At 56.1% G+C, this 16,330-nt stretch carries 22 protein-coding genes; 4 read left to right on the forward strand and 18 right to left on the reverse strand.

From position 1 onward, the window contains the following. Positions 1-2: 2 nt before the first annotated feature. From JJD74_RS27165 to JJD74_RS27195, 7 genes are all read right to left on the reverse strand, one after another. Complete coding sequence (locus JJD74_RS27165) at positions 3-731, reverse strand: hypothetical protein (RefSeq protein ID WP_200617239.1); 729 nt, start codon at positions 729-731, stop codon at positions 3-5. Between the two features lie 84 nt (positions 732-815). Continuing rightward, complete coding sequence (locus tag JJD74_RS27170) at positions 816-1,133, reverse strand: hypothetical protein (protein ID WP_200617240.1); 318 nt, start codon at positions 1,131-1,133, stop codon at positions 816-818. Between the two features lie 21 nt (positions 1,134-1,154). Further along, a complete protein-coding gene (locus JJD74_RS27175) occupies positions 1,155-2,246 on the reverse strand; it encodes a minor capsid protein (RefSeq protein ID WP_200617241.1) in 1,092 nt (363 codons plus the stop codon). Next, positions 2,221-3,639, reverse strand: coding sequence for a DUF4055 domain-containing protein (locus tag JJD74_RS27180; protein ID WP_200617242.1), 1,419 nt, complete (start codon positions 3,637-3,639; stop codon positions 2,221-2,223). The genes JJD74_RS27175 and JJD74_RS27180 overlap by 26 nt, the downstream gene beginning before the upstream one ends. After that, positions 3,636-4,937 (reverse strand): terminase large subunit domain-containing protein, encoded by a 1,302-nt coding sequence (locus JJD74_RS27185; protein WP_090283127.1) that lies wholly within the window; start codon positions 4,935-4,937, stop codon positions 3,636-3,638. The genes JJD74_RS27180 and JJD74_RS27185 overlap by 4 nt, the downstream gene beginning before the upstream one ends. Next, complete coding sequence (locus JJD74_RS27190; protein ID WP_200617243.1) at positions 4,924-5,385, reverse strand: DUF2280 domain-containing protein; 462 nt, start codon at positions 5,383-5,385, stop codon at positions 4,924-4,926. The genes JJD74_RS27185 and JJD74_RS27190 overlap by 14 nt, the downstream gene beginning before the upstream one ends. A 32-nt stretch (positions 5,386-5,417) precedes the next feature. Next, a complete protein-coding gene (locus JJD74_RS27195; RefSeq protein ID WP_200617244.1) occupies positions 5,418-6,041 on the reverse strand; it encodes a putative metallopeptidase in 624 nt (207 codons plus the stop codon). Positions 6,042-6,506: 465 nt separating this feature from the next. On the opposite strand from JJD74_RS27195, the gene JJD74_RS27200 reads away from it, so the two are divergent. Then, positions 6,507-7,238, forward strand: a complete 732-nt coding sequence (locus tag JJD74_RS27200) for a type II toxin-antitoxin system HicB family antitoxin (protein WP_200617245.1) — start codon at positions 6,507-6,509, stop codon at positions 7,236-7,238. Between the two features lie 26 nt (positions 7,239-7,264). On the opposite strand, the gene JJD74_RS27205 is transcribed toward JJD74_RS27200, so the two are convergent. The 11 genes from JJD74_RS27205 to JJD74_RS27255 form a co-directional block, all read right to left on the reverse strand. After that, on the reverse strand, positions 7,265-7,597 hold the full coding sequence (locus JJD74_RS27205; RefSeq protein ID WP_085747314.1) for a phage holin, lambda family: 333 nt from the start codon (positions 7,595-7,597) through the stop codon (positions 7,265-7,267). Between the two features lie 307 nt (positions 7,598-7,904). Beyond that, positions 7,905-8,183 (reverse strand): hypothetical protein, encoded by a 279-nt coding sequence (locus tag JJD74_RS27210; protein WP_200617246.1) that lies wholly within the window; start codon positions 8,181-8,183, stop codon positions 7,905-7,907. A gap of 348 nt (positions 8,184-8,531) precedes the next feature. Continuing rightward, positions 8,532-8,849 (reverse strand): FxLYD domain-containing protein, encoded by a 318-nt coding sequence (locus JJD74_RS27215; protein WP_200617247.1) that lies wholly within the window; start codon positions 8,847-8,849, stop codon positions 8,532-8,534. A gap of 195 nt (positions 8,850-9,044) precedes the next feature. Next, a complete protein-coding gene (locus tag JJD74_RS27220; protein WP_200617248.1) occupies positions 9,045-9,722 on the reverse strand; it encodes a hypothetical protein in 678 nt (225 codons plus the stop codon). Beyond that, positions 9,719-10,324 carry a recombination protein NinG gene (locus JJD74_RS27225; RefSeq protein WP_200617249.1) on the reverse strand — a complete coding sequence of 202 codons (606 nt, stop codon included), beginning with the start codon at positions 10,322-10,324 and terminating at the stop codon, positions 9,719-9,721. Before JJD74_RS27225 ends, JJD74_RS27220 begins: the two co-directional genes overlap by 4 nt. After that, the gene (locus tag JJD74_RS27230; RefSeq protein ID WP_200617250.1) at positions 10,321-10,791 is read right to left on the reverse strand and encodes a hypothetical protein; all 471 of its coding nucleotides are present in this window, start codon (positions 10,789-10,791) and stop codon (positions 10,321-10,323) included. Before JJD74_RS27230 ends, JJD74_RS27225 begins: the two co-directional genes overlap by 4 nt. Continuing rightward, positions 10,784-11,011, reverse strand: coding sequence for a hypothetical protein (locus tag JJD74_RS27235; protein ID WP_200617251.1), 228 nt, complete (start codon positions 11,009-11,011; stop codon positions 10,784-10,786). The genes JJD74_RS27230 and JJD74_RS27235 overlap by 8 nt, the downstream gene beginning before the upstream one ends. Further along, the gene (locus JJD74_RS27240) at positions 11,008-11,805 is read right to left on the reverse strand and encodes a hypothetical protein (protein WP_200617252.1); all 798 of its coding nucleotides are present in this window, start codon (positions 11,803-11,805) and stop codon (positions 11,008-11,010) included. The genes JJD74_RS27235 and JJD74_RS27240 overlap by 4 nt, the downstream gene beginning before the upstream one ends. After that, complete coding sequence (locus JJD74_RS27245; protein WP_200617253.1) at positions 11,792-12,718, reverse strand: helix-turn-helix domain-containing protein; 927 nt, start codon at positions 12,716-12,718, stop codon at positions 11,792-11,794. The genes JJD74_RS27240 and JJD74_RS27245 overlap by 14 nt, the downstream gene beginning before the upstream one ends. A gap of 268 nt (positions 12,719-12,986) precedes the next feature. Next, on the reverse strand, positions 12,987-13,514 hold the full coding sequence (locus JJD74_RS27250) for a hypothetical protein (protein WP_234451887.1): 528 nt from the start codon (positions 13,512-13,514) through the stop codon (positions 12,987-12,989). 141 nt (positions 13,515-13,655) lie between these two features. Further along, positions 13,656-13,871: a YdaS family helix-turn-helix protein gene (locus tag JJD74_RS27255; protein WP_200617255.1), complete on the reverse strand. Its 216-nt coding sequence runs from the start codon at positions 13,869-13,871 to the stop codon at positions 13,656-13,658. Positions 13,872-13,958: 87 nt separating this feature from the next. On the opposite strand from JJD74_RS27255, the gene JJD74_RS27260 reads away from it, so the two are divergent. The 3 genes from JJD74_RS27260 to JJD74_RS27270 all read left to right on the forward strand — a co-directional run bounded on the left by JJD74_RS27260 (position 13,959) and on the right by JJD74_RS27270 (position 16,221). Next, on the forward strand, positions 13,959-14,690 hold the full coding sequence (locus JJD74_RS27260) for an XRE family transcriptional regulator (protein WP_200617256.1): 732 nt from the start codon (positions 13,959-13,961) through the stop codon (positions 14,688-14,690). A gap of 247 nt (positions 14,691-14,937) precedes the next feature. Continuing rightward, entirely contained in the window at positions 14,938-15,201 is a 264-nt protein-coding gene (locus JJD74_RS27265) for a hypothetical protein (protein WP_200617257.1), read from the forward strand. Positions 15,202-15,279: 78 nt separating this feature from the next. Further along, a complete protein-coding gene (locus JJD74_RS27270) occupies positions 15,280-16,221 on the forward strand; it encodes an N-acetyltransferase (RefSeq protein ID WP_200617258.1) in 942 nt (313 codons plus the stop codon). The last annotated feature ends 109 nt before the right edge of the window (positions 16,222-16,330 follow it).

Here is a 16,330-nt window from a genome sequence, read left to right on the forward strand (position 1 = left end):
CCTTACTTGGGCAATTGCAGGTATGCGGTTTGGCCGTGCTTGCGCTGGTAGTCGCGCTTTTGCTCGGCAGTCATTTCGGAGCGCTTGAATGCAGCCTGGCCGCCACCCCCGCCCGGGGCTTGTGTCCCTGAAGCCCTTGGCCACAGATGAGGTGCGCTTTCGCGCAGTGATTCCGCCCATTCGAGCGGAGTCAGAGGGGTCTTGCCGTCTTTGCCGAGGATGACCTGGCCGGATTCATCAACGGCGACCGCTTCACCCTCTTCGTTCAGCGAGAACACGCCTTTGGCGCGCAGGATGATGTCGTCGGTTGCTTCCGGCAGTGCGCCTGCTTTTAGCGCAGCACCGCGTACCGAATCGCCCAAGACTTTGCCCTGGAACTTGGCAGCGAATGCTTCGGCTTTCTCGGCCCGAGCGGTGACGGTCTTCAACTGCTTGTCGTAGTCGCCACGCAGGCGTTCGGTTCGGCGGTTGAAGACTTCATCCACCTTACCCTCAGTCAGCAGCTTGGTTTCTTCGTCTTGGCCTGCTCGGCTGAGCAGACCTTTGACTGCGTCAATGTCGATACCCTCGAACTGGGTTTCGAACTGGCTCAGCTTCGTGGTGGCATCCTTCAGCTTGCCGTGCAATTCGGAGTTTTTGCCCTTTAACCCAGCAACGGAGGCATCAACAGCAGTCGCGATAGCGGCCTTGATTGCCGGGTTTTCTAGGTCGATTTCGTTTTCTTCTGCCACGTTGATGCACCCCTTGGGTATGTGTTGCCCGCTTTGCAGGCATAAAAAAGCCCCGCGATTAGCGAGGCTCTAGTTATTTATGGCTCATAGACCTAATGCTTGTTCTAGGCGGTACCCTTTTCGACGGCGCTCATCCAGCGCGTCAATCTCGAGCGCCTCCCCAACGGGGTATGCTGACGATGCAACTATCTCGAGTATCCAATCCGTAGTTAATGCTCGATTGAGACTTTGCATGTAATTCTGCGGGTCAGAAAGGCGCCCTTGCGCATGAGCTCCAACAAGAATCGCCTTCACCTCATTCAGATGCGGCGATGCGGCTACGCCCGCTTTAGCATCAATAATTGCCTTTCTAAAATGGCGAGATATCTCGATGATTTCTTTCGCGGTGAGTTGATTTTTCAATTGCCCAATGTCCACTGCTGATTAAGCGAGCAATCCTGCCCTTTCAAACGCCAGCGGCTCAAGTGCTTTCATTTGAGCCAAGTTCAGCGGTGTAAAGTTTCGATCCAGCTGCAGCTCTGCGAAGCGCTCAACACTCAGTCCACCCTCGCGAAACAGCTTTGCCCGCACCGGCCCGATTGCCACATCCTGAAATGACGCAGGCTGCTGCTGAAGCCAGTGGTAATAGTCGAGGCTTGCACTTACCTGCCCGGCTCCATCTGCGCCCACCGAAGCCCGGGTAGCGCCCTTGGCGAACATCTCGCTGAGCCTGGTCAGCAGAACGAACGTCGTACGGCAATTCGGGTGAAACGGTGGCCTCGGCCCGGAATCGACCGGAAACCTTCGTTTGTCCATCGACCGGCATTGTTGGCTGGTTTTACTGTCCAGCGTGGCGACCATCTCCACTTCGGACACGATGTTCGTGTTGGCCTTGGCCACCTCCATCCGCGCCTGAGACGACACATGCTGAATCGCCGTGTGTACGACCGTGCTGGCATTGCGGTTAGTGGTGGCGAGAATGCCGTCCTTGTAGCCGGCAGACTTTGTACCGCGAATGTTGCGAATGATCTGGAAGTTCGTTTGCCCTTCGAAGAAACCCTGTCGGATGGTTCCGGTGACGCGCTCGCGCTCGGCACTGGTCCAGCCCTTTATGAACGACTTCAGCAGCTTGCCGCCGCCGGTGCCGCGCACACTGAGGGGATTGGTCAGCACCGCCGTGCGGATAGCCGCTGCCGTCGGCGCCACTACATCCAGCGAGACACCGACCGGCGCCGACCGGGCCAGGCTCGTAGCCTCGAATTCAGCCTCGTAATTGGCGATGTCGATCAGGTCGAGGTTCAGTAGCGCGCTGTAGCGGTCGAAGATGCCCAGCAGCAGACTATCGACCTCCTTCAACAGCGCTTCCAGCCGCTTCACGTTGTACTCGGTCTGATCCGATTGGGTGAGCCGGTCGCGAATCGAGCGGTCGATCTCCTTCAGGAAGGGGGCAAACTTGCCGACCTCCCCAGCCTTCAGTTTTTCGAGGAAGACAGCGTGCCGAATCGTAGCGTCAAGGATTGCTTGGTTCGCCGCCATCTACTTTGTCCTCGTCGTCCAGGCCCAGGCCGTCGCCCTGCTCTGCCAGCTCGCCATCGATTTGCTTATCAGTGCGTTCCGGCGCGATCAGGCCCAGCTTGCGCAGGTAAGCCCGAAGATCTGCTTTGGCGAAGCCGCCGTTCTGCCAGAGGCCGACAAGTGCGGTGATCATTTGCGGATCAGCCGTCAGCTCCACGAATTCCTGATTGATCTGGTATGCGACCTTCGCGTCGTCAACGCCCATGTAGGTGCAGCACCACATGATCGCCCGGGTGTACGCCTCGCTGACGTTGGCCACGCAACCAGCGAGCACTGACGTCGATGCAGACTGATCGCCGCGCGACTCGGTCGCGGTCTTGGTAGCGAGCGAAGCCACGACCATCCGTGCACCCAGCTCAATCATCATCTGGTTCTTGTCGGCCATCGCCTCTTTCACCAGGGTGTTCGGCAGTGGCTGGGCATAACCGAAGGCGCCACCTGTTGGCAGCATCATCGGGGCACGGGAGCCGACGTAAACGCCGTTCTTCTCCATCCAGTCGCGCCACTGCTCATCCAATCCGGAAATCCAAGGTTGAGCCTGGCCACACCAGAAGACGCTATCTTCGTAGTCGGCACTGTTCCGGTAATGGCCCAGGTTGATCATGGCGATGTCGTAGAGCGGCGACTCATCAATGCTCGGATCGTTGTTCTGCGCGCCAACGAAGGTGAACGGGATCTCCTTCAGGCGGCCGGCGGCGCCGGTGGGCTTGAACTCCTGAACAACGGCCAGCGGCCCGCCACCTTTCGGCCCGGACCGGCGCCAAACACGGCAGACAAAACCATCATCCTCGAGTGCCAGTTCCCGATATTGCTCGACCACCTTGAAACCGAAGCCGTCTTCGATCTCCGGCGACTCGCGCAACACAACCAGGGTCAGCACGCTGTGACCGTTCACCATACCTGTGCGCCAGTTGATGATGTCTTCGGCGCAGTACGACAGGATCACCGAGTGCCCACCGGCGCCAGCGTCCTGGTGATAGTCGACGTACAGACCATGCCGCCCAGCCTCAAGCACCTTTTCGAGCGTGCCTTGCGAGTGCTGGTAGATGCTCACACCGGAGCCGTTGGCGTTGTCCTGCAAGTACTCCATCTTCTTGGCGACCGCCAACGTCGGGTCTTTGTGAAACGCCAAACCGAGCAAGCCATTGCGCGTGTGACCGGTGGCGTTCTTGAACACCGCCCGTTCGCGATAGGCCTTGTTTCGGTCTACGTTCTCCGGCGACTTGTCGTGAGCATTGATGTACGGCAGTCGGTCAACAACCCTGTGCTGACCGGCGCAAACATCGCGCACGGTCGCCCAGCGGTCCAGCACTTCGATGTAGTCCGCCCGCTTGAAGGAGACGTCGTTGCTCATCGGGCGTATCCCATTTTGATAGCGGTGACCGGTTTGATGATCGGGTACTCGCGGTGAATGAAGTAACCGCCGCCGTCGTTGGCGTGGTCGTTTCCTTGGCTCTTGTCTGGCTCGCCGTTGGGCGCCCAGATCTGCTGCTCCAGGCCGTCGGCATAGGTCGGGCATGTAAACGGGTTAACCAGGTACCGCCGCTCGCCCTGCGCGTTGCAGAACATGGCGTTCATGGCGTTGATTCGGTCCTTCACCGGAGGGTTGGCCGCCGGCGCGATGACCGTGAATCCGGCCTGCTTCAGCATGGCGATATCGGTGAGGCTGGCATTGACCGACTTGCGCGAATCGCCGGAGGCGTCCGGGTAGATGCGGATCTCGCAGGTCTTCTTGTAGTCGTTGCCGGTGTGTTCCCAGTACCTTTCTTTGATGCGGCGGATCATGTCCGGCGTGTCATAGCCATCCATCAACTCGTCCACGGCGCGCGGCAGGCCCTGGTCACGTTTGACATGGGTGATCGCCGCCATCTTGCCGACGTTGAAGTCCATGCCGATGAACAGCGGCTCGCCTGGCTGCACAGTGTCGAAGCACTGGTTCAGCTTGCGGTCGTAGGCGTGGTAGATCGACCCGGACGTCAGGTTGACGAACTGGCCATTCAGGTACGCGCGGATCAGCTGCTCGGGGTACGACTCCATCAGCGATGCAATGTAGTCGTCAGGCAGGTTCAGCTCATTGTCGAAGGTGCTGGCCTGGATAAGGCCATACATCTCCTTCAATGCTGGCTTGTCGCGTAACTGCTTCACGAACTGGAGAAAGACGAACTTGAAGCCTTCCGGCGTCGTAGTCACGTCTACACCGTTCTTCAAGCCCGGCAGGTTGTAACGCATCCGAGCAATGATCTTGCGCCAGGCTTGCTGAGCCTTGATCGACGTCAGCACGTCCAGTTCATCGACCAGAGCGTGACCGATCTTGAAGCCGACGATTGTTTGCGGCTTCTCCATCGACCGGCAAATCACAGTGCCGCGATACTGCCGGCCGCTGTAAATGTGAACCTCGTGGTTCGCCTGGTTGATCTTGGTCTTCAGCCCCCAGTCGTAGGCCACCTCCTCCATCGTGGGATAGAAGATGTCGCGGATCTGCGGATAAGTCGGGGCGAAGTAACCAGCGTTGACGCCCGGCCACTCCATGAAATGCTTGCTCAGTGCTGAGCATCCGACCCAGGTCTTCCCGGAGCCGAACCCAGCAACGAATGCACGAAACTTGTGGGGCAAGAGGAGGAACTGCGACTGCGGAACGTTAAGGCTCGGCATTCGGCTTCCTCGCGTCCACTACGTCGACCTGAATACGCGTCGGGATCGCCGGCTCATCGTCGGGCTCGTCCTTCCGGTTACGGTTCACATAGGCGTCGCCGACTTCCTTCGCGGCCTGCTCGAGGATCTGCATGGCGAGGCCAATGTTCTTCATTGTCTCGGCCCGTTCGACAAAACGGTTCATGGCGCGGAGCCGGAACGCTCGGTTGGCGATCGGGATCTCGGCTGTCTCCTCGCGGAAGCGTTTGCGGGTATCTTCAAACACCGCTTTCCACTTCACGCCCAGGTCACGGCCAGCATGTTTCGTTGGGTCGTACTGCTCGCACTGCTGGCGAGACACTTCGACGCCGAATGTTTCCTTGACCGCCTGCACTACCTGAGTCGGCTTATCAAAGCAGGCCAACGCCTGCACAATGAAGCGCTTCACCTCATCTTTCAGGGCTGCCATATTGGTTTATTCCGTCAAGGTCCTGTCAAGGATCAGGCCGACTTGAGCAGACAGGTTCCGCAGGCCCTCGATATATTCAATTTCCCCACCTCGGCAGGATTGTTTGCAGCGTCCACCAACGCTTGGACGTCAGGGCTCGCACCGTAGCGGCGGACCACACCGACGAACTCTTCAACGTCGTGTCCGCGCATCTCAAGCTTGGGCAATCCTTCCTGGGTGAACTTGGGTGCGCCGTACTGATCGGTCGCCTGGGCGATGTGGTACAGCTCATGTTCGACCAGTGCGCAGAAGTCCGCGTCGCTGCACTGGGCGCAATAGTCGGCAGCCAGAGTGATGATGTAGGCCGGCACGTCGCCGAACCAATCCAGCATCTGTTGTTCCATCCGTGCTTTCTGCCAGCCACCGGCACGGAACGCTATCTGTTCGGTCTGACCCACAACCGTGCGCCCCTTCTTCGTGAAGGCTGCAGACGCCCACATCACACGAATATCCGCATCGATCAGATGGGCATGGTCTTCGTTATGGATGCTGCCGGTGTCGGCGAGGATCTCGGCTTGCAGCCACTCCCATACCTCTGGAGCATGGATCAGACGGATTCCGAAATCAGACAGCTCTGACAGCTCAAGCAGTGACGCTGGAGGGTGCGGTCTGCCCATCGTGATAAGTCCCGTTCGAGCGCGCGCAAGAGGAGCGAAGAAAGTGCACCCACATTGGGTGGCACGAGAAATCCGCATGTGAATAATGGGTAGGGCAAACAATAACCGAGAGCCATCAAATGCCCCCAATTGCCGACACAATTATCTACATGCTGGCCTTTTTGGCCGGACCTCCTGCGATGCACTGGTTCGCCATCTGGTACTCAAAAAGCTTCCGCTGGCTCACTTCTTCCATTGTCATCCAAGCAGTGTTCTTCGCTAATTGGCTTGCCCAGCATCCCAACGGATAGTAAGGCCGCGCCAATGCCGCATTCACCTGCGATGCATCACAAAAAAACACATGTGATTAACATCATCATATATGGTCAACTTGATCACATGTGATGTATAGTGATCATCTCGACACGGCATACAGCTTTATGCAAGCGCCTGTCACTACCGCAGCAAAGCCATGAGGAATACAAAATGTACGACTACCCCATCGTCGTTCACGAGGAAGCGGGGAAATACTGGTCTTCATGCCCAGATATTCCTGAGGCTCGTAGCGATTTCGACGATAAGAACCAAGCGGCAGAAGCATCCGTGTCTGGCATAGTTCTCGCGTTGGCTATCTACGTCGATCAGTACCGTCAAATTCCTGAGGCATCCATCCCGGCCGAAGGTCAACCTGTCGTAAAGCTACCTATTCAAGTAGTCGCCAAAATTGCCCTTTGGAATGCTATACAGGCGAGCGGCATTCGTGTCGCGGGGCTGGCGCGCATGCTTGAACTGTCCCATACAGTGGCTTCGCGTCTCGTCGATTTTGAGCATAATTCCAAAATCGAACAACTTGAAGCAGCGTTCAAGACGCTTCGTACAGACATCAAGAAGATAACCCGCTCTCGCTCTTGGATCGTTCTCCCACACGGTGGGCCGGAAGCAGGTTTCTACGTTGAGCGCTTGATCGATGAACTCAAGCTTCGCAAGACTGACCATATCGTGATCGGGGCGGTAGCATCGGCCATCGATAAAGTGAAGCCCTACTCCCTGGATTACTGGCTGCGCAGCCGCTATGCGCGCACGCCCAATACTAAACAGGCGACTGCCGAGGTAACTAATCAGTTGCTTAGCACTGGTCTTTTTGACCGCATGGATGCCGTGGATCCGATTACTGGCCACAAGGTGGAAGCAATGTACCTTGTGCATCCTTCCCACTAATTATTGTCATGAAAGCCGGCCGCAGCTTATTCAGCTTTGCGGCTCGGCAGCTTGAAGTCAGTCACCCGATCCGCGATGTTGCGGATCTTCTCCACGCCTAGGAAGCCAACCCAGCCGCCGGCGAAGGTAGCCATGCTCTGTGGCAGGCCGAAGAAGTCCAGGCCGCTGATGATGGTCAGTGTTAGGCCGCCGCAGATCGCGCCTTCCACCAGCATCTGGCGACGCGTACCTCCACCGTAGGTGATCCGCAAGACGGCCATCGCGCAGGACAGCGCAGCCGCATAGAGGATCGGCGAATGCTGGCTCAACCACGCAAGCGCTATCGCCCATGTGTCTGGTTTGTCTGGCATGTTTGGCATCTCAGTTCCTCCCCTTCAGGGAGTTAGGAATATGGCAGGCGCTGGCCCGCAGATTTGAAACAGCTCCAACAGCACTCCCAGCCAAAGCGATGGGTTCGGTGAAGCCGAAAACGAAAAAGCCCCGGCAAATGCCGGGGCCTTGGTGATATGCGGATGGACAAGATTCTGAGCTGCGGCGAATTGGTATTGGCCTGTGGCGGCGACTTCAAACGACTGGCCGCAAAGCAGGCGCTCCCGAAAATTCAGGCCACTCAGTCACCATAAAAGCCTCGCGCAGTAGCGAGGCTTGTATCGGCACAATTAATAATCATTGACCAACATAATCATGCCCGGACCAAGTGGCGCATATCCTGTCGAACCCCCTGTTATTGGGGTTTATCGTGACTCTCACGTAGCCCGCAGTTTCTAGCAGATGAATGTGGTAGTCGACAATGTTGCAGCTAAAGAGCGGCACAACTCCACCAGCGGCTTCAATGTTTTTGACGAATAGAGTACGGATCTTTTCTTTGTCAATGCCACTACCAAACTCATCGTTGGCGATTAGTAATTCGATCAGTTTCTTAGCAACGTGCTTTTCTCTAAGCATGCCTATCCCTCTGCAATTGATATCAAATAGCCACGCAGAGACTACAGCAACAGCGAGATGCGAAATAGCCCCGCATACGCAGACCCTCAATAGGTGCACGCGTCTTTCCGAGCTGTCTGCCAAAGGCCTTCTCAACGTCGACACCCTTTTGCATCGATCTCGCTGATCCAGTCTCGCGCCACCCCGAAAGCAAGTTGGATGTCAGGGTGCGCGGGCTGCCAGTGTTGCTTCCGTACGTCGCATTATCCGGCTATCGACGTCCAGGCCTTACCGAAGGCTGTCTTGGCTACAGGTAAATTCAAGGAATAAAAAAGCCCCGTTCATAAACGGGGCTTCTGCGAAACAAAATCAATGGGCCTGAATGCTGCTCAACTTCGCGTTAGCAAATGGCACCGTAGCTGGCGCCGAAAATTTCCAGTTTTCACCTGGGCCAATATCTGCCCCGTGGGCAATGGTGTTCCCGACTACCGTTCCACCTTCGTCATAAAGCTTAAATTTCACGAAGACATTCGCCAGCGTCGCGTTAGTGTTGTTGTGGGCGATCCCTTCTACTACGGAATAGCCCGCGCTAGCTTGAGAAACATGGAGGCCGGAAACGGAAACCCGATCCTCAGCTACTGCGAAAGTGGAAAAAAGAATTGCAGCGACAGCAAAAATCTTACGCATTGGTCAGGCTCATTCGTGAATTGGATCCCACTTTTGCCTATGATTTTCGATGATGTCAAGATGCTGGCGACAATATATCGACGCGCTAACCTTTCCCCACAAAAAACCCGGCTCGGTGGCCGGGTTTCGTGTGCGTTTCGCGTTACTTGTGCACTATGGGAAAATTACCTCACAAATCCCAACATAGCAACACTTTTATGCCGCATCTTCAGAGTTTTCATCAAAGATGACCTGCCATACAGGCTGCAACGCCTGAACATCCACTTCTGAAATAGCTTCACGCAGGAAATTCCAGACATCCTTCCAGTCTCGATCCCACACTTTTGGCTCGATCCGCACGCCGTAAAGCTTCAGCATCCCCTCGGCCACTCGCGCCGGTCCCCACTGCTCCCCTCCGTGAGACTCAATCTTGTAAGACTGGAGGGCCATGGTGATCATGTAGTGAGCTTTCGCAGCCTTGGCATCCGTCAGCGCAGAAAAGTCCACATCGTTCCAGATCAGCTTCTCGGCGTTGAGTACGTGAACCATCGTCATGCACGGGTGGTACAGGTAGTGACCGAACTGCTGCACCTGGAACGGCAGTGTGTCGATCGCGCGCAGCACCTTGCCGATCGTGGCGAGGTGCGCAGCGCGGGCAGTAGACCGGCCGACCGGTGTGCGACGCGTGTCACTGATGCTGATCTTCTGGCGCACGACCTGGATCCGCTCTTCCTTATCGTCACCGATCGCGGCGAACACGGCTTCATGCCGGCGCATCCGTGAACCGCTCTTCAACGGCGCAGTTGCTGCCCTATCAATCGCTGCAGCGCTGATCGACGCGTTCGATTCGTGCTGCGCTTCAGACCACACCTGTCTTGCGTTGATCAGCTTCATGCGGCTTCCCCTTTTTTCAGCTCTCTTGCCTTGGCTCGGTATTCGGCCTTGATGGTTTTGATTTCTTCGACGGTGTACTTGCGGGGCTCATGAGGCCCTTCGAGCCATGCCACGATTTCGGCGCCGATGCGCAGCACCAATCGGATGCGGTACTCGACCGCGTTGCCGGACAGGTTGCGATTGCACTTCACGCACTGGCGGTGAATGTTCAGCGGCTCGAAACGCAGCTCCGGGCACGCACCAACGGATCGGTAATGGCCGGCGTCCCAACGGCTGCCAGTCATGAGATCGTTGTCGTTCGGCATAGAGTCGCAGCTGATGCACGGAAGGTGCGCGTCACGCAGGCGGACGTACTCGTTCACCGCCACCTGGGCCTCGCGAAGGTGTTCCGCCCTGCTCTTCAGTTTTTCCTTACGGACTTTGATCTCGCGGCGCTCGCACTGCTCGATCGCCTTGCGAGCTTTCTCTTGATGACGCGGGGCATCAATTGCCGCACAAGCTGGACTGCAAACCGCCTGCCCCATCCGCGATGGAACGAATGAGACCCTGCAGGTAGCGACGCGGCATTTCTTGGGCTTCGGCTGATTCCTTGCGATCGTCATGCAGCCTCCTGGCTCAGCAGATCATCGAAGTACACGCCCTGCTGTGCGAAGCGCGCGACGATCCGGTCGGTGTACGCCACGCCTTGAGCGCGATTGAACAGGCTTGTCACTGGGAAGCCGTCCGGACCGAAAAGATGGCAGCCGCCCATCATGGCCAGCTTCGTCTCGTACGGAAGGTGGCGCATGACGCGGTACCATTCCGTCTGAAACCCGGCATCCTCGTTCAGCAGGATCTGCACACCGACGTGCAACTTGCAGTACCGGCGAGCGTCGGCCTCGTCGCCGATCTGGGTCATTTCGGCAATGCGCTTGTATATCGCAAACCACAGTCGGTTCTGGTCCAGCGTCCGATCCTTGCCGGGGCGCAGCGAGACCACTACGAATTTCTTGTCGCGGTACATGGTGCTGAGCTTGGTGATGGCTTCGGAGAGTTTGGCCTGGCAGTTCACGGAGATTTTGTCAGCCATGAGCTGCCACCTTATTTGGCAACCCTTTGATCAACTCAGTGAGTTGCTGCGTCAGTCGTTCGTTATCGGCCAGCAGCTCCAGTGCCACCTCCTCCACGGTCTTATCCCCGAGGAAGTCCTGCAGCGCCTCGGTATTGCGCTTCCAGTCTGCGCAGTCGGCACGGAAGGACGCGGCTTCTGCCCACAGCAGCTTCTGGAGTTTTTGTTTGTCGATGGTCATTGAGCAGCGCTCCTTGCTTCCAATTGTTCGGCCTGCTGGATCAGCAGCGCCCGGCGATCCGCCAAATCGTTGGCGTACTGAATTCGCAGTTCTGTTTTTTCCTCAGCAGATTCTTTTCGCATTGCGAGCATCGAATCCTTCACTGCGGCGAGCTTCTCGCGCTGCCTTGGCGAAGGCCGAGCGATCTCACCGGTGAGCAGCGCAACGACGGCACGGCCGTCTTCGGTAACTGGCGCAACACTCAAGTCGGCCAGATACTGCTGAGCGCGCTCCTGTGGGATTCGCTGCATTTGCACGGCTTTCGTGATCGCCTGCGTCCGACGGTTGGCGTCGAAGCCGACAGACACATGCCAGTTAACTTCTTTACTGTCCTCCCGGGCTTGCCCGACCAGGCGCTCGTAAGCGCTGTTGAACGCCATGCGCGCACCGACCTTGTCGCCGGCATCAAGGACAGGTTTTGCAGCAGCCAGTGCGAGCTGGATTTCGTCGGTCAGCACCACGGTTTCAAATTCATCGTTGGTGGTCATGGCGATCGCCCATGCTTCGTCCTTGCCTGGGCGGCCGTCAGCTGCCTGCACTCGCTGAAGAATGTCGGCCATCGCAAGTTTGCCTTTCACCTCAAAACGGCAAGCCTTCAGCGCCGCCTTCACGGTGGGCACTGAGTAGGCGCAGAGGTCTTCAGCCATCATCGCCGCAGTGCCCGGGTTCATTTCCTGACCCATGGCCTCGGCGGTGGCACAGATCGCTGCAGCAAGCCCGGCAACCTGCTGATCGTTCATTTCAAAGGTATTCATTGCGCTCTCCCGCTTGGCGCTTGGCCAAGACCATTTGCGCGGCCTGTTCGGCGGCGGAGACGTTCGCTTCGGTGCGTTCCATCTGGCGCGCGGTTGTCCCGTTGATGCGCTGACCGGTCACCCACTGGGTGTGATAGCTCTCGGCGTTGGCCAACAGTTCGTTGAGGCTGTGGCACTTCCGGAGCACCGCGGCATCGCTGGTTTTCAGGTAGTGCGCAGCGACGTGGTGAGCGACATCGGCGCCGAGTCGGTCGACAAGTTGTCCGAGTTGGCCACCGACCTTGGCGTTCCAAACCGGCCAAGTGCTGTAGCGCTTGCGGTAGGCCATGGCGTAGTTCGCCCAGACCTTGAACGTTTTGCAGGATTGGTCTTTTGGGCCTGGCATGTCAGCGGGAATCTCAACCCGTGGCGCATCGGTGCGATCAACCACCAGCACCAAACCGCGGGACTGAGCCGGCACGACCTCGGCGGAAGCCGGGGGTGCAATTGGTTCAATGACCGGTTCATTGACTGGTTCAGAAAAGTGACTGGTTCTGGGTGCAGCTCCTGCACTACCCCCTAGTGCAGGAGATTCACTAGGGGGTGAACCTGCTGCACCACCCTGGTGAATCTGCTGCACTACCCCTGGTGCAGGAGGTGCACCACCATCAAGCGTCAGGAAGTAAACATTCGACGAATTGCCCTTCGGCCCACCCTTCCTGATTTCCTTGCGCAGCAGCCCTGACTCACACAGCGCTGTGATGTGGTTCATAACGGAACGCTTGCTGATCTCGCACTGATCGGCGATGTGTTGGTAGGACGGCCAGCACTCCCCCATATCGCTGGCATTGTCTGCCAGTTTGATAAGCACGAGCTTACGAAGTGGATTGCCGACGCGAAGCTTCATCGCGGCGACCATAAGGCCCATGCTCATGCTGCACCTCCAGCAACGAGCAAGGCTTTCTGGGAGTTCACACCCAACGTGAATGCCTTCACCTGATTGATAGTGTCGGTAAACTGCATGTCAGGTGTTCTTGACGCTAGGAACAAAGAAATAGATGTGCGACACGTTCTGTGACTTCTGAAAATGTGTCGCGACATTGTTCTGGGTATTGCTCGAAATTGGCTGGCTATGCATAATCGGACCTCTCTAGTTTTGCGAATCAGCCGACCTTCTCCGTCGGCTTTTTTGTGCCCAGGATTCAGGCAAGCTTCAAATTAGGTTTGTGTTTCGCAAGCAGTGTCTCGGCCTTCCGCCCCAGCTCCCCCGCCCGGGCCTCGACCTGACGGCATTGCTCGGCGAACGCCGGCAGGTGCGGCAAGTCCTCTTCGCACATCACCTGGTCATCAAAGACTTCGCTGCCGGTATCGATCACATCTCCCAGCGCGCGGATCAACGCACCGAAGCTTTTGTTGGCGCATTGGTCGCTTTGCATTTGACGAGCGCCGATCAAGCCATGGCGGCCGGCGAGCTCGTTGATACAGTTTTCTCGGAACTCAGGTTCCAGAGCATTCACCCAGGATTCTTCAAGCCAAGACGGCATTTCCTGATCCCCGGAGAGCCAGCGCTGCACACGCTTCAGCCAGCGGCTAGTCGCTTTCACGAACTCACTCACTTGACCGGTCAGTTCTTGGGAGTTGAAGTCAGGAACTTCCTTCTTCTTCGCGCGCTCAGGAATCGACAGGTGCAGCTCACGACTCAGCGCCTGAGCGAAATCGTCCTGGCTCAAACTGGTTCGGGCGATCTGGTTTGTTGCATGCGCCACCAGCACCTGGTCGCGGGTTTGGGCGCTATGTCTTGGACTGGACGTTTCCATGGGGACTGCTCTCTTCTAATCTGGCTTCAACGGATTGGCGGACAGGGATGCCGCTTAGGCGGCCATCTCGGCCCAAGGAAACGACGGGCACAGGTTTTCTTTTTTGAAAGCACCTTCGGTCAGCGCCTCCGCTCGTTTGGCAATAATCGGAGACATGCCGTGCTTCCCCCGAACCCAGCCGGAAACGGTGCTTTGATCAACCTTGAGCTTTTCGGCGGTGGCCTCCTGGGTGCCGAAGTGGTCAACGAGGCCCTTGTAAATTTCGTTCATGACGCCCCTCCATACGGGAATACCCATATAATAGTTTATGGGAATACCGATTTGCAAGAGTATGGGAGCGCCCGTAATACTTCACGAATGGAATTCAAAGACCGACTCAAAACCGCCCGCCACCACGCCAAGCTCAATCAGACTGAGCTTGCTGAGCGCGCCGGACTAACGCAGACCTCGATCTCCGATTTGGAGAGGGGAAAATCGAAGGCTACAGCCTTCGCAGCCCAGATCGCCTCTGTATGTGGGGTGTCCCCGATGTGGTTGGCTGAAGGTGTCGGTGACATGCTAAAGGGTGTGCCTGATCATCAGGCTGAACGCATCCAGCCCAGCGTGAAACTTGGCACCATCGAGACATGGGATGACGAAACCCCGCTCGATGATGACGAGGTCTATGTCCCCTTCCTTCAGGAAGTTGAGCTGGCGGCTGGGTCTGGACGGTTTGCTATTGAGGAAAGCGATACCTCTCGGCTGCGCTTCTTTAAGAAAGACCTGCGCCATAACGGCGTTCAGTTCAGTAACGCGAAGTGCGTCAGGGTTGGCGGGAACAGCATGATGCCTGTGCTGCGCGACGGCGCAACGGTAGGCGTGAACGTTGGGAAAAACTCCCTAAGCGATATCGTCGACGGTGAGATGTACGCCATCAACCACAACGGCCAGCTGCGCGTGAAGCAGGTTTACCGCATCCCTACTGGGCTCCGCCTGCGCAGCTTCAACCGGGACGAGCATCCGGACGAGGACTACACGTTCCAGCAAATCCAGGAGCAACAGATTTCGATTTTGGGGCATGTGTTCTGGTGGGCGATGTATTCCAGATAGCCGAGCGATACGATTGGCATGAATTGACACGGCTCGCCCCCTAAGGCCGAGACGAGCAATTTCGATAGCTTGATCAAACATTTCCCATAAATTGACTGCTGACAATTTTTGCCTTTTGTAGGAGGCGCCATGGCCCCCACACAACCGAATCAGCAACTCCTTCGCGACCTGAGAGCGGCTGCAGTCCGGTTTGGCTACTAACTCGGATCAGGCCAAAGGCGGCAAAATCATCGGGACGGTTGAATAGATGACAGATTTGATCCAGCAGCTCGATGGTCCACGGACGGCACAGCAGGAGCTGTTCTATGATCTTGAGGATGCGAGCGCGGTCATTCGCTGGGCAATGGGCGAGGTGACCGGCATGGCTGAGTGTAATAAGACCTCAGAAGAGGCGATGGCGCTGATGAAAATTTGCGCGCTGTTGGATGCCCAACAGCAAAAGCTGAGTGGCTATGCAAATGAGGTAAAGGCGGGAAGGATTGTGCGAGAAAAGCCTTGGTATACGAACTGAGAATCCAATGAATACGAGAGGACAATGGCCGCAATGAGGCCTAGGCCTCTTTTATAACCACGCATCAGGGAAGAGCAGATGAATCTACAACACACTAAATTTTCAGACATAGACTTCCATGACGTTTTTTTTGATTCGTTAAAAGCGGACTATAAAGAATTACCAGCATGGTTCGCCAAAAAAAGCGCAGAAGGCTCTAGCGCGTATGTATTTTTTAACGACAACAACAAGCTAGATGGCTTTTTGTATTTAAAGCTTGAAAAAGGCTCTGTCGATGATGTAACTCCAGCCCTGCCAAATGGAACACATTTAAAAATAGGTACGCTTAAAATTAACGCCCACGGAACAAAGCTGGGAGAGCGATTCCTAAAAAAAATATTTGACCACTTGATTCTGCACAAAGCGGACGACGCATACGTAACCATATTTGAAAAACACAAAGGTCTTATTTCGCTTTTTGAGAAATATGGATTTGTCCGCCACGGCAGCAAGGGTACAGCGAATGGCGTAGAGTTTGTTTATAAAAAAAGTATTCCTAGCACAACCGGAAACCCGACCCTTGATTATCCAACGGTCAATATGGCCGGAAATAAGATTCATCTATTAGCTGTCAAACCTGAGTTCCACTCTATTTTGTTTCCCGACTCAATTCTTCACAATGAAGACCCTGCTCTGATTGTTAGAGATGTGTCGCACACCAATAGCATACACAAGGTTTATCTCTGCAACATGCCTGGAGTCGCAGCCATGAAAAGAGGTGATGCTCTGGTGATTTACAGGACTGGTGATGGAGCAGGCGCCGCACGTTTCCGCGCTGTCGCTAGTTCTGTATGCGTTGTTGAGGAAACAAAGCACATGAACGACTTTAAGAATATAGAAGAATATTTAAACTATTGCAGGCCGCACAGCGTATTTTCAGAAGACGAGCTAATAGAGTTCTATAAAAAGAACAATAACCAGTTTATCGTCCGCTTCACATACAATATTGCCTTTCCCAAGCGACCTGAATTCATAGAATAAGCGCAACGCTTGAAACGAGAGGCAGAGAGCCAGCCACCGGTAGAATCCAGGCTCTCACACCGAAGGATTCAAGCGCAGATGACTACGCATTACCGGCAGCTGACTCAGG

The organism is Pseudomonas sp. MF6776 (assembly GCF_016613125.1).
Taxonomy (GTDB): domain Bacteria; phylum Pseudomonadota; class Gammaproteobacteria; order Pseudomonadales; family Pseudomonadaceae; genus Aquipseudomonas; species Aquipseudomonas iridis.

Excerpts from the sequence above, each read along its gene's own strand:
- JJD74_RS27210 (WP_200617246.1), bottom strand. The coding sequence starts at position 8,183 with ATGCTTAGAGAAAAGCACGTTGCTAAGAAACTGATCGAATTACTAATC.
- JJD74_RS27205 (WP_085747314.1), bottom strand. The coding sequence starts at position 7,597 with ATGCCAAACATGCCAGACAAACCAGACACATGGGCGATAGCGCTTGCG.
- JJD74_RS27215 (WP_200617247.1), bottom strand. The coding sequence starts at position 8,849 with ATGCGTAAGATTTTTGCTGTCGCTGCAATTCTTTTTTCCACTTTCGCA.
- JJD74_RS27225 (WP_200617249.1), bottom strand. The coding sequence starts at position 10,324 with ATGACGATCGCAAGGAATCAGCCGAAGCCCAAGAAATGCCGCGTCGCT.
- JJD74_RS27195 (WP_200617244.1), bottom strand. The coding sequence starts at position 6,041 with ATGGGCAGACCGCACCCTCCAGCGTCACTGCTTGAGCTGTCAGAGCTG.
- JJD74_RS27230 (WP_200617250.1), bottom strand. The coding sequence starts at position 10,791 with ATGGCTGACAAAATCTCCGTGAACTGCCAGGCCAAACTCTCCGAAGCC.
- JJD74_RS27265 (WP_200617257.1), top strand. The coding sequence starts at position 14,938 with ATGACAGATTTGATCCAGCAGCTCGATGGTCCACGGACGGCACAGCAG.
- JJD74_RS27175 (WP_200617241.1), bottom strand. The coding sequence starts at position 2,246 with ATGGCGGCGAACCAAGCAATCCTTGACGCTACGATTCGGCACGCTGTC.
- JJD74_RS27240 (WP_200617252.1), bottom strand. The coding sequence starts at position 11,805 with ATGAATACCTTTGAAATGAACGATCAGCAGGTTGCCGGGCTTGCTGCA.
- JJD74_RS27255 (WP_200617255.1), bottom strand. The coding sequence starts at position 13,871 with ATGAACGAAATTTACAAGGGCCTCGTTGACCACTTCGGCACCCAGGAG.
- JJD74_RS27185 (WP_090283127.1), bottom strand. The coding sequence starts at position 4,937 with ATGCCGAGCCTTAACGTTCCGCAGTCGCAGTTCCTCCTCTTGCCCCAC.
- JJD74_RS27200 (WP_200617245.1), top strand. The coding sequence starts at position 6,507 with ATGTACGACTACCCCATCGTCGTTCACGAGGAAGCGGGGAAATACTGG.
- JJD74_RS27220 (WP_200617248.1), bottom strand. The coding sequence starts at position 9,722 with ATGAAGCTGATCAACGCAAGACAGGTGTGGTCTGAAGCGCAGCACGAA.
- JJD74_RS27235 (WP_200617251.1), bottom strand. The coding sequence starts at position 11,011 with ATGACCATCGACAAACAAAAACTCCAGAAGCTGCTGTGGGCAGAAGCC.
- JJD74_RS27190 (WP_200617243.1), bottom strand. The coding sequence starts at position 5,385 with ATGGCAGCCCTGAAAGATGAGGTGAAGCGCTTCATTGTGCAGGCGTTG.
- JJD74_RS27180 (WP_200617242.1), bottom strand. The coding sequence starts at position 3,639 with ATGAGCAACGACGTCTCCTTCAAGCGGGCGGACTACATCGAAGTGCTG.
- JJD74_RS27270 (WP_200617258.1), top strand. The coding sequence starts at position 15,280 with ATGAATCTACAACACACTAAATTTTCAGACATAGACTTCCATGACGTT.
- JJD74_RS27245 (WP_200617253.1), bottom strand. The coding sequence starts at position 12,718 with ATGAGCATGGGCCTTATGGTCGCCGCGATGAAGCTTCGCGTCGGCAAT.
- JJD74_RS27260 (WP_200617256.1), top strand. The coding sequence starts at position 13,959 with ATGGAATTCAAAGACCGACTCAAAACCGCCCGCCACCACGCCAAGCTC.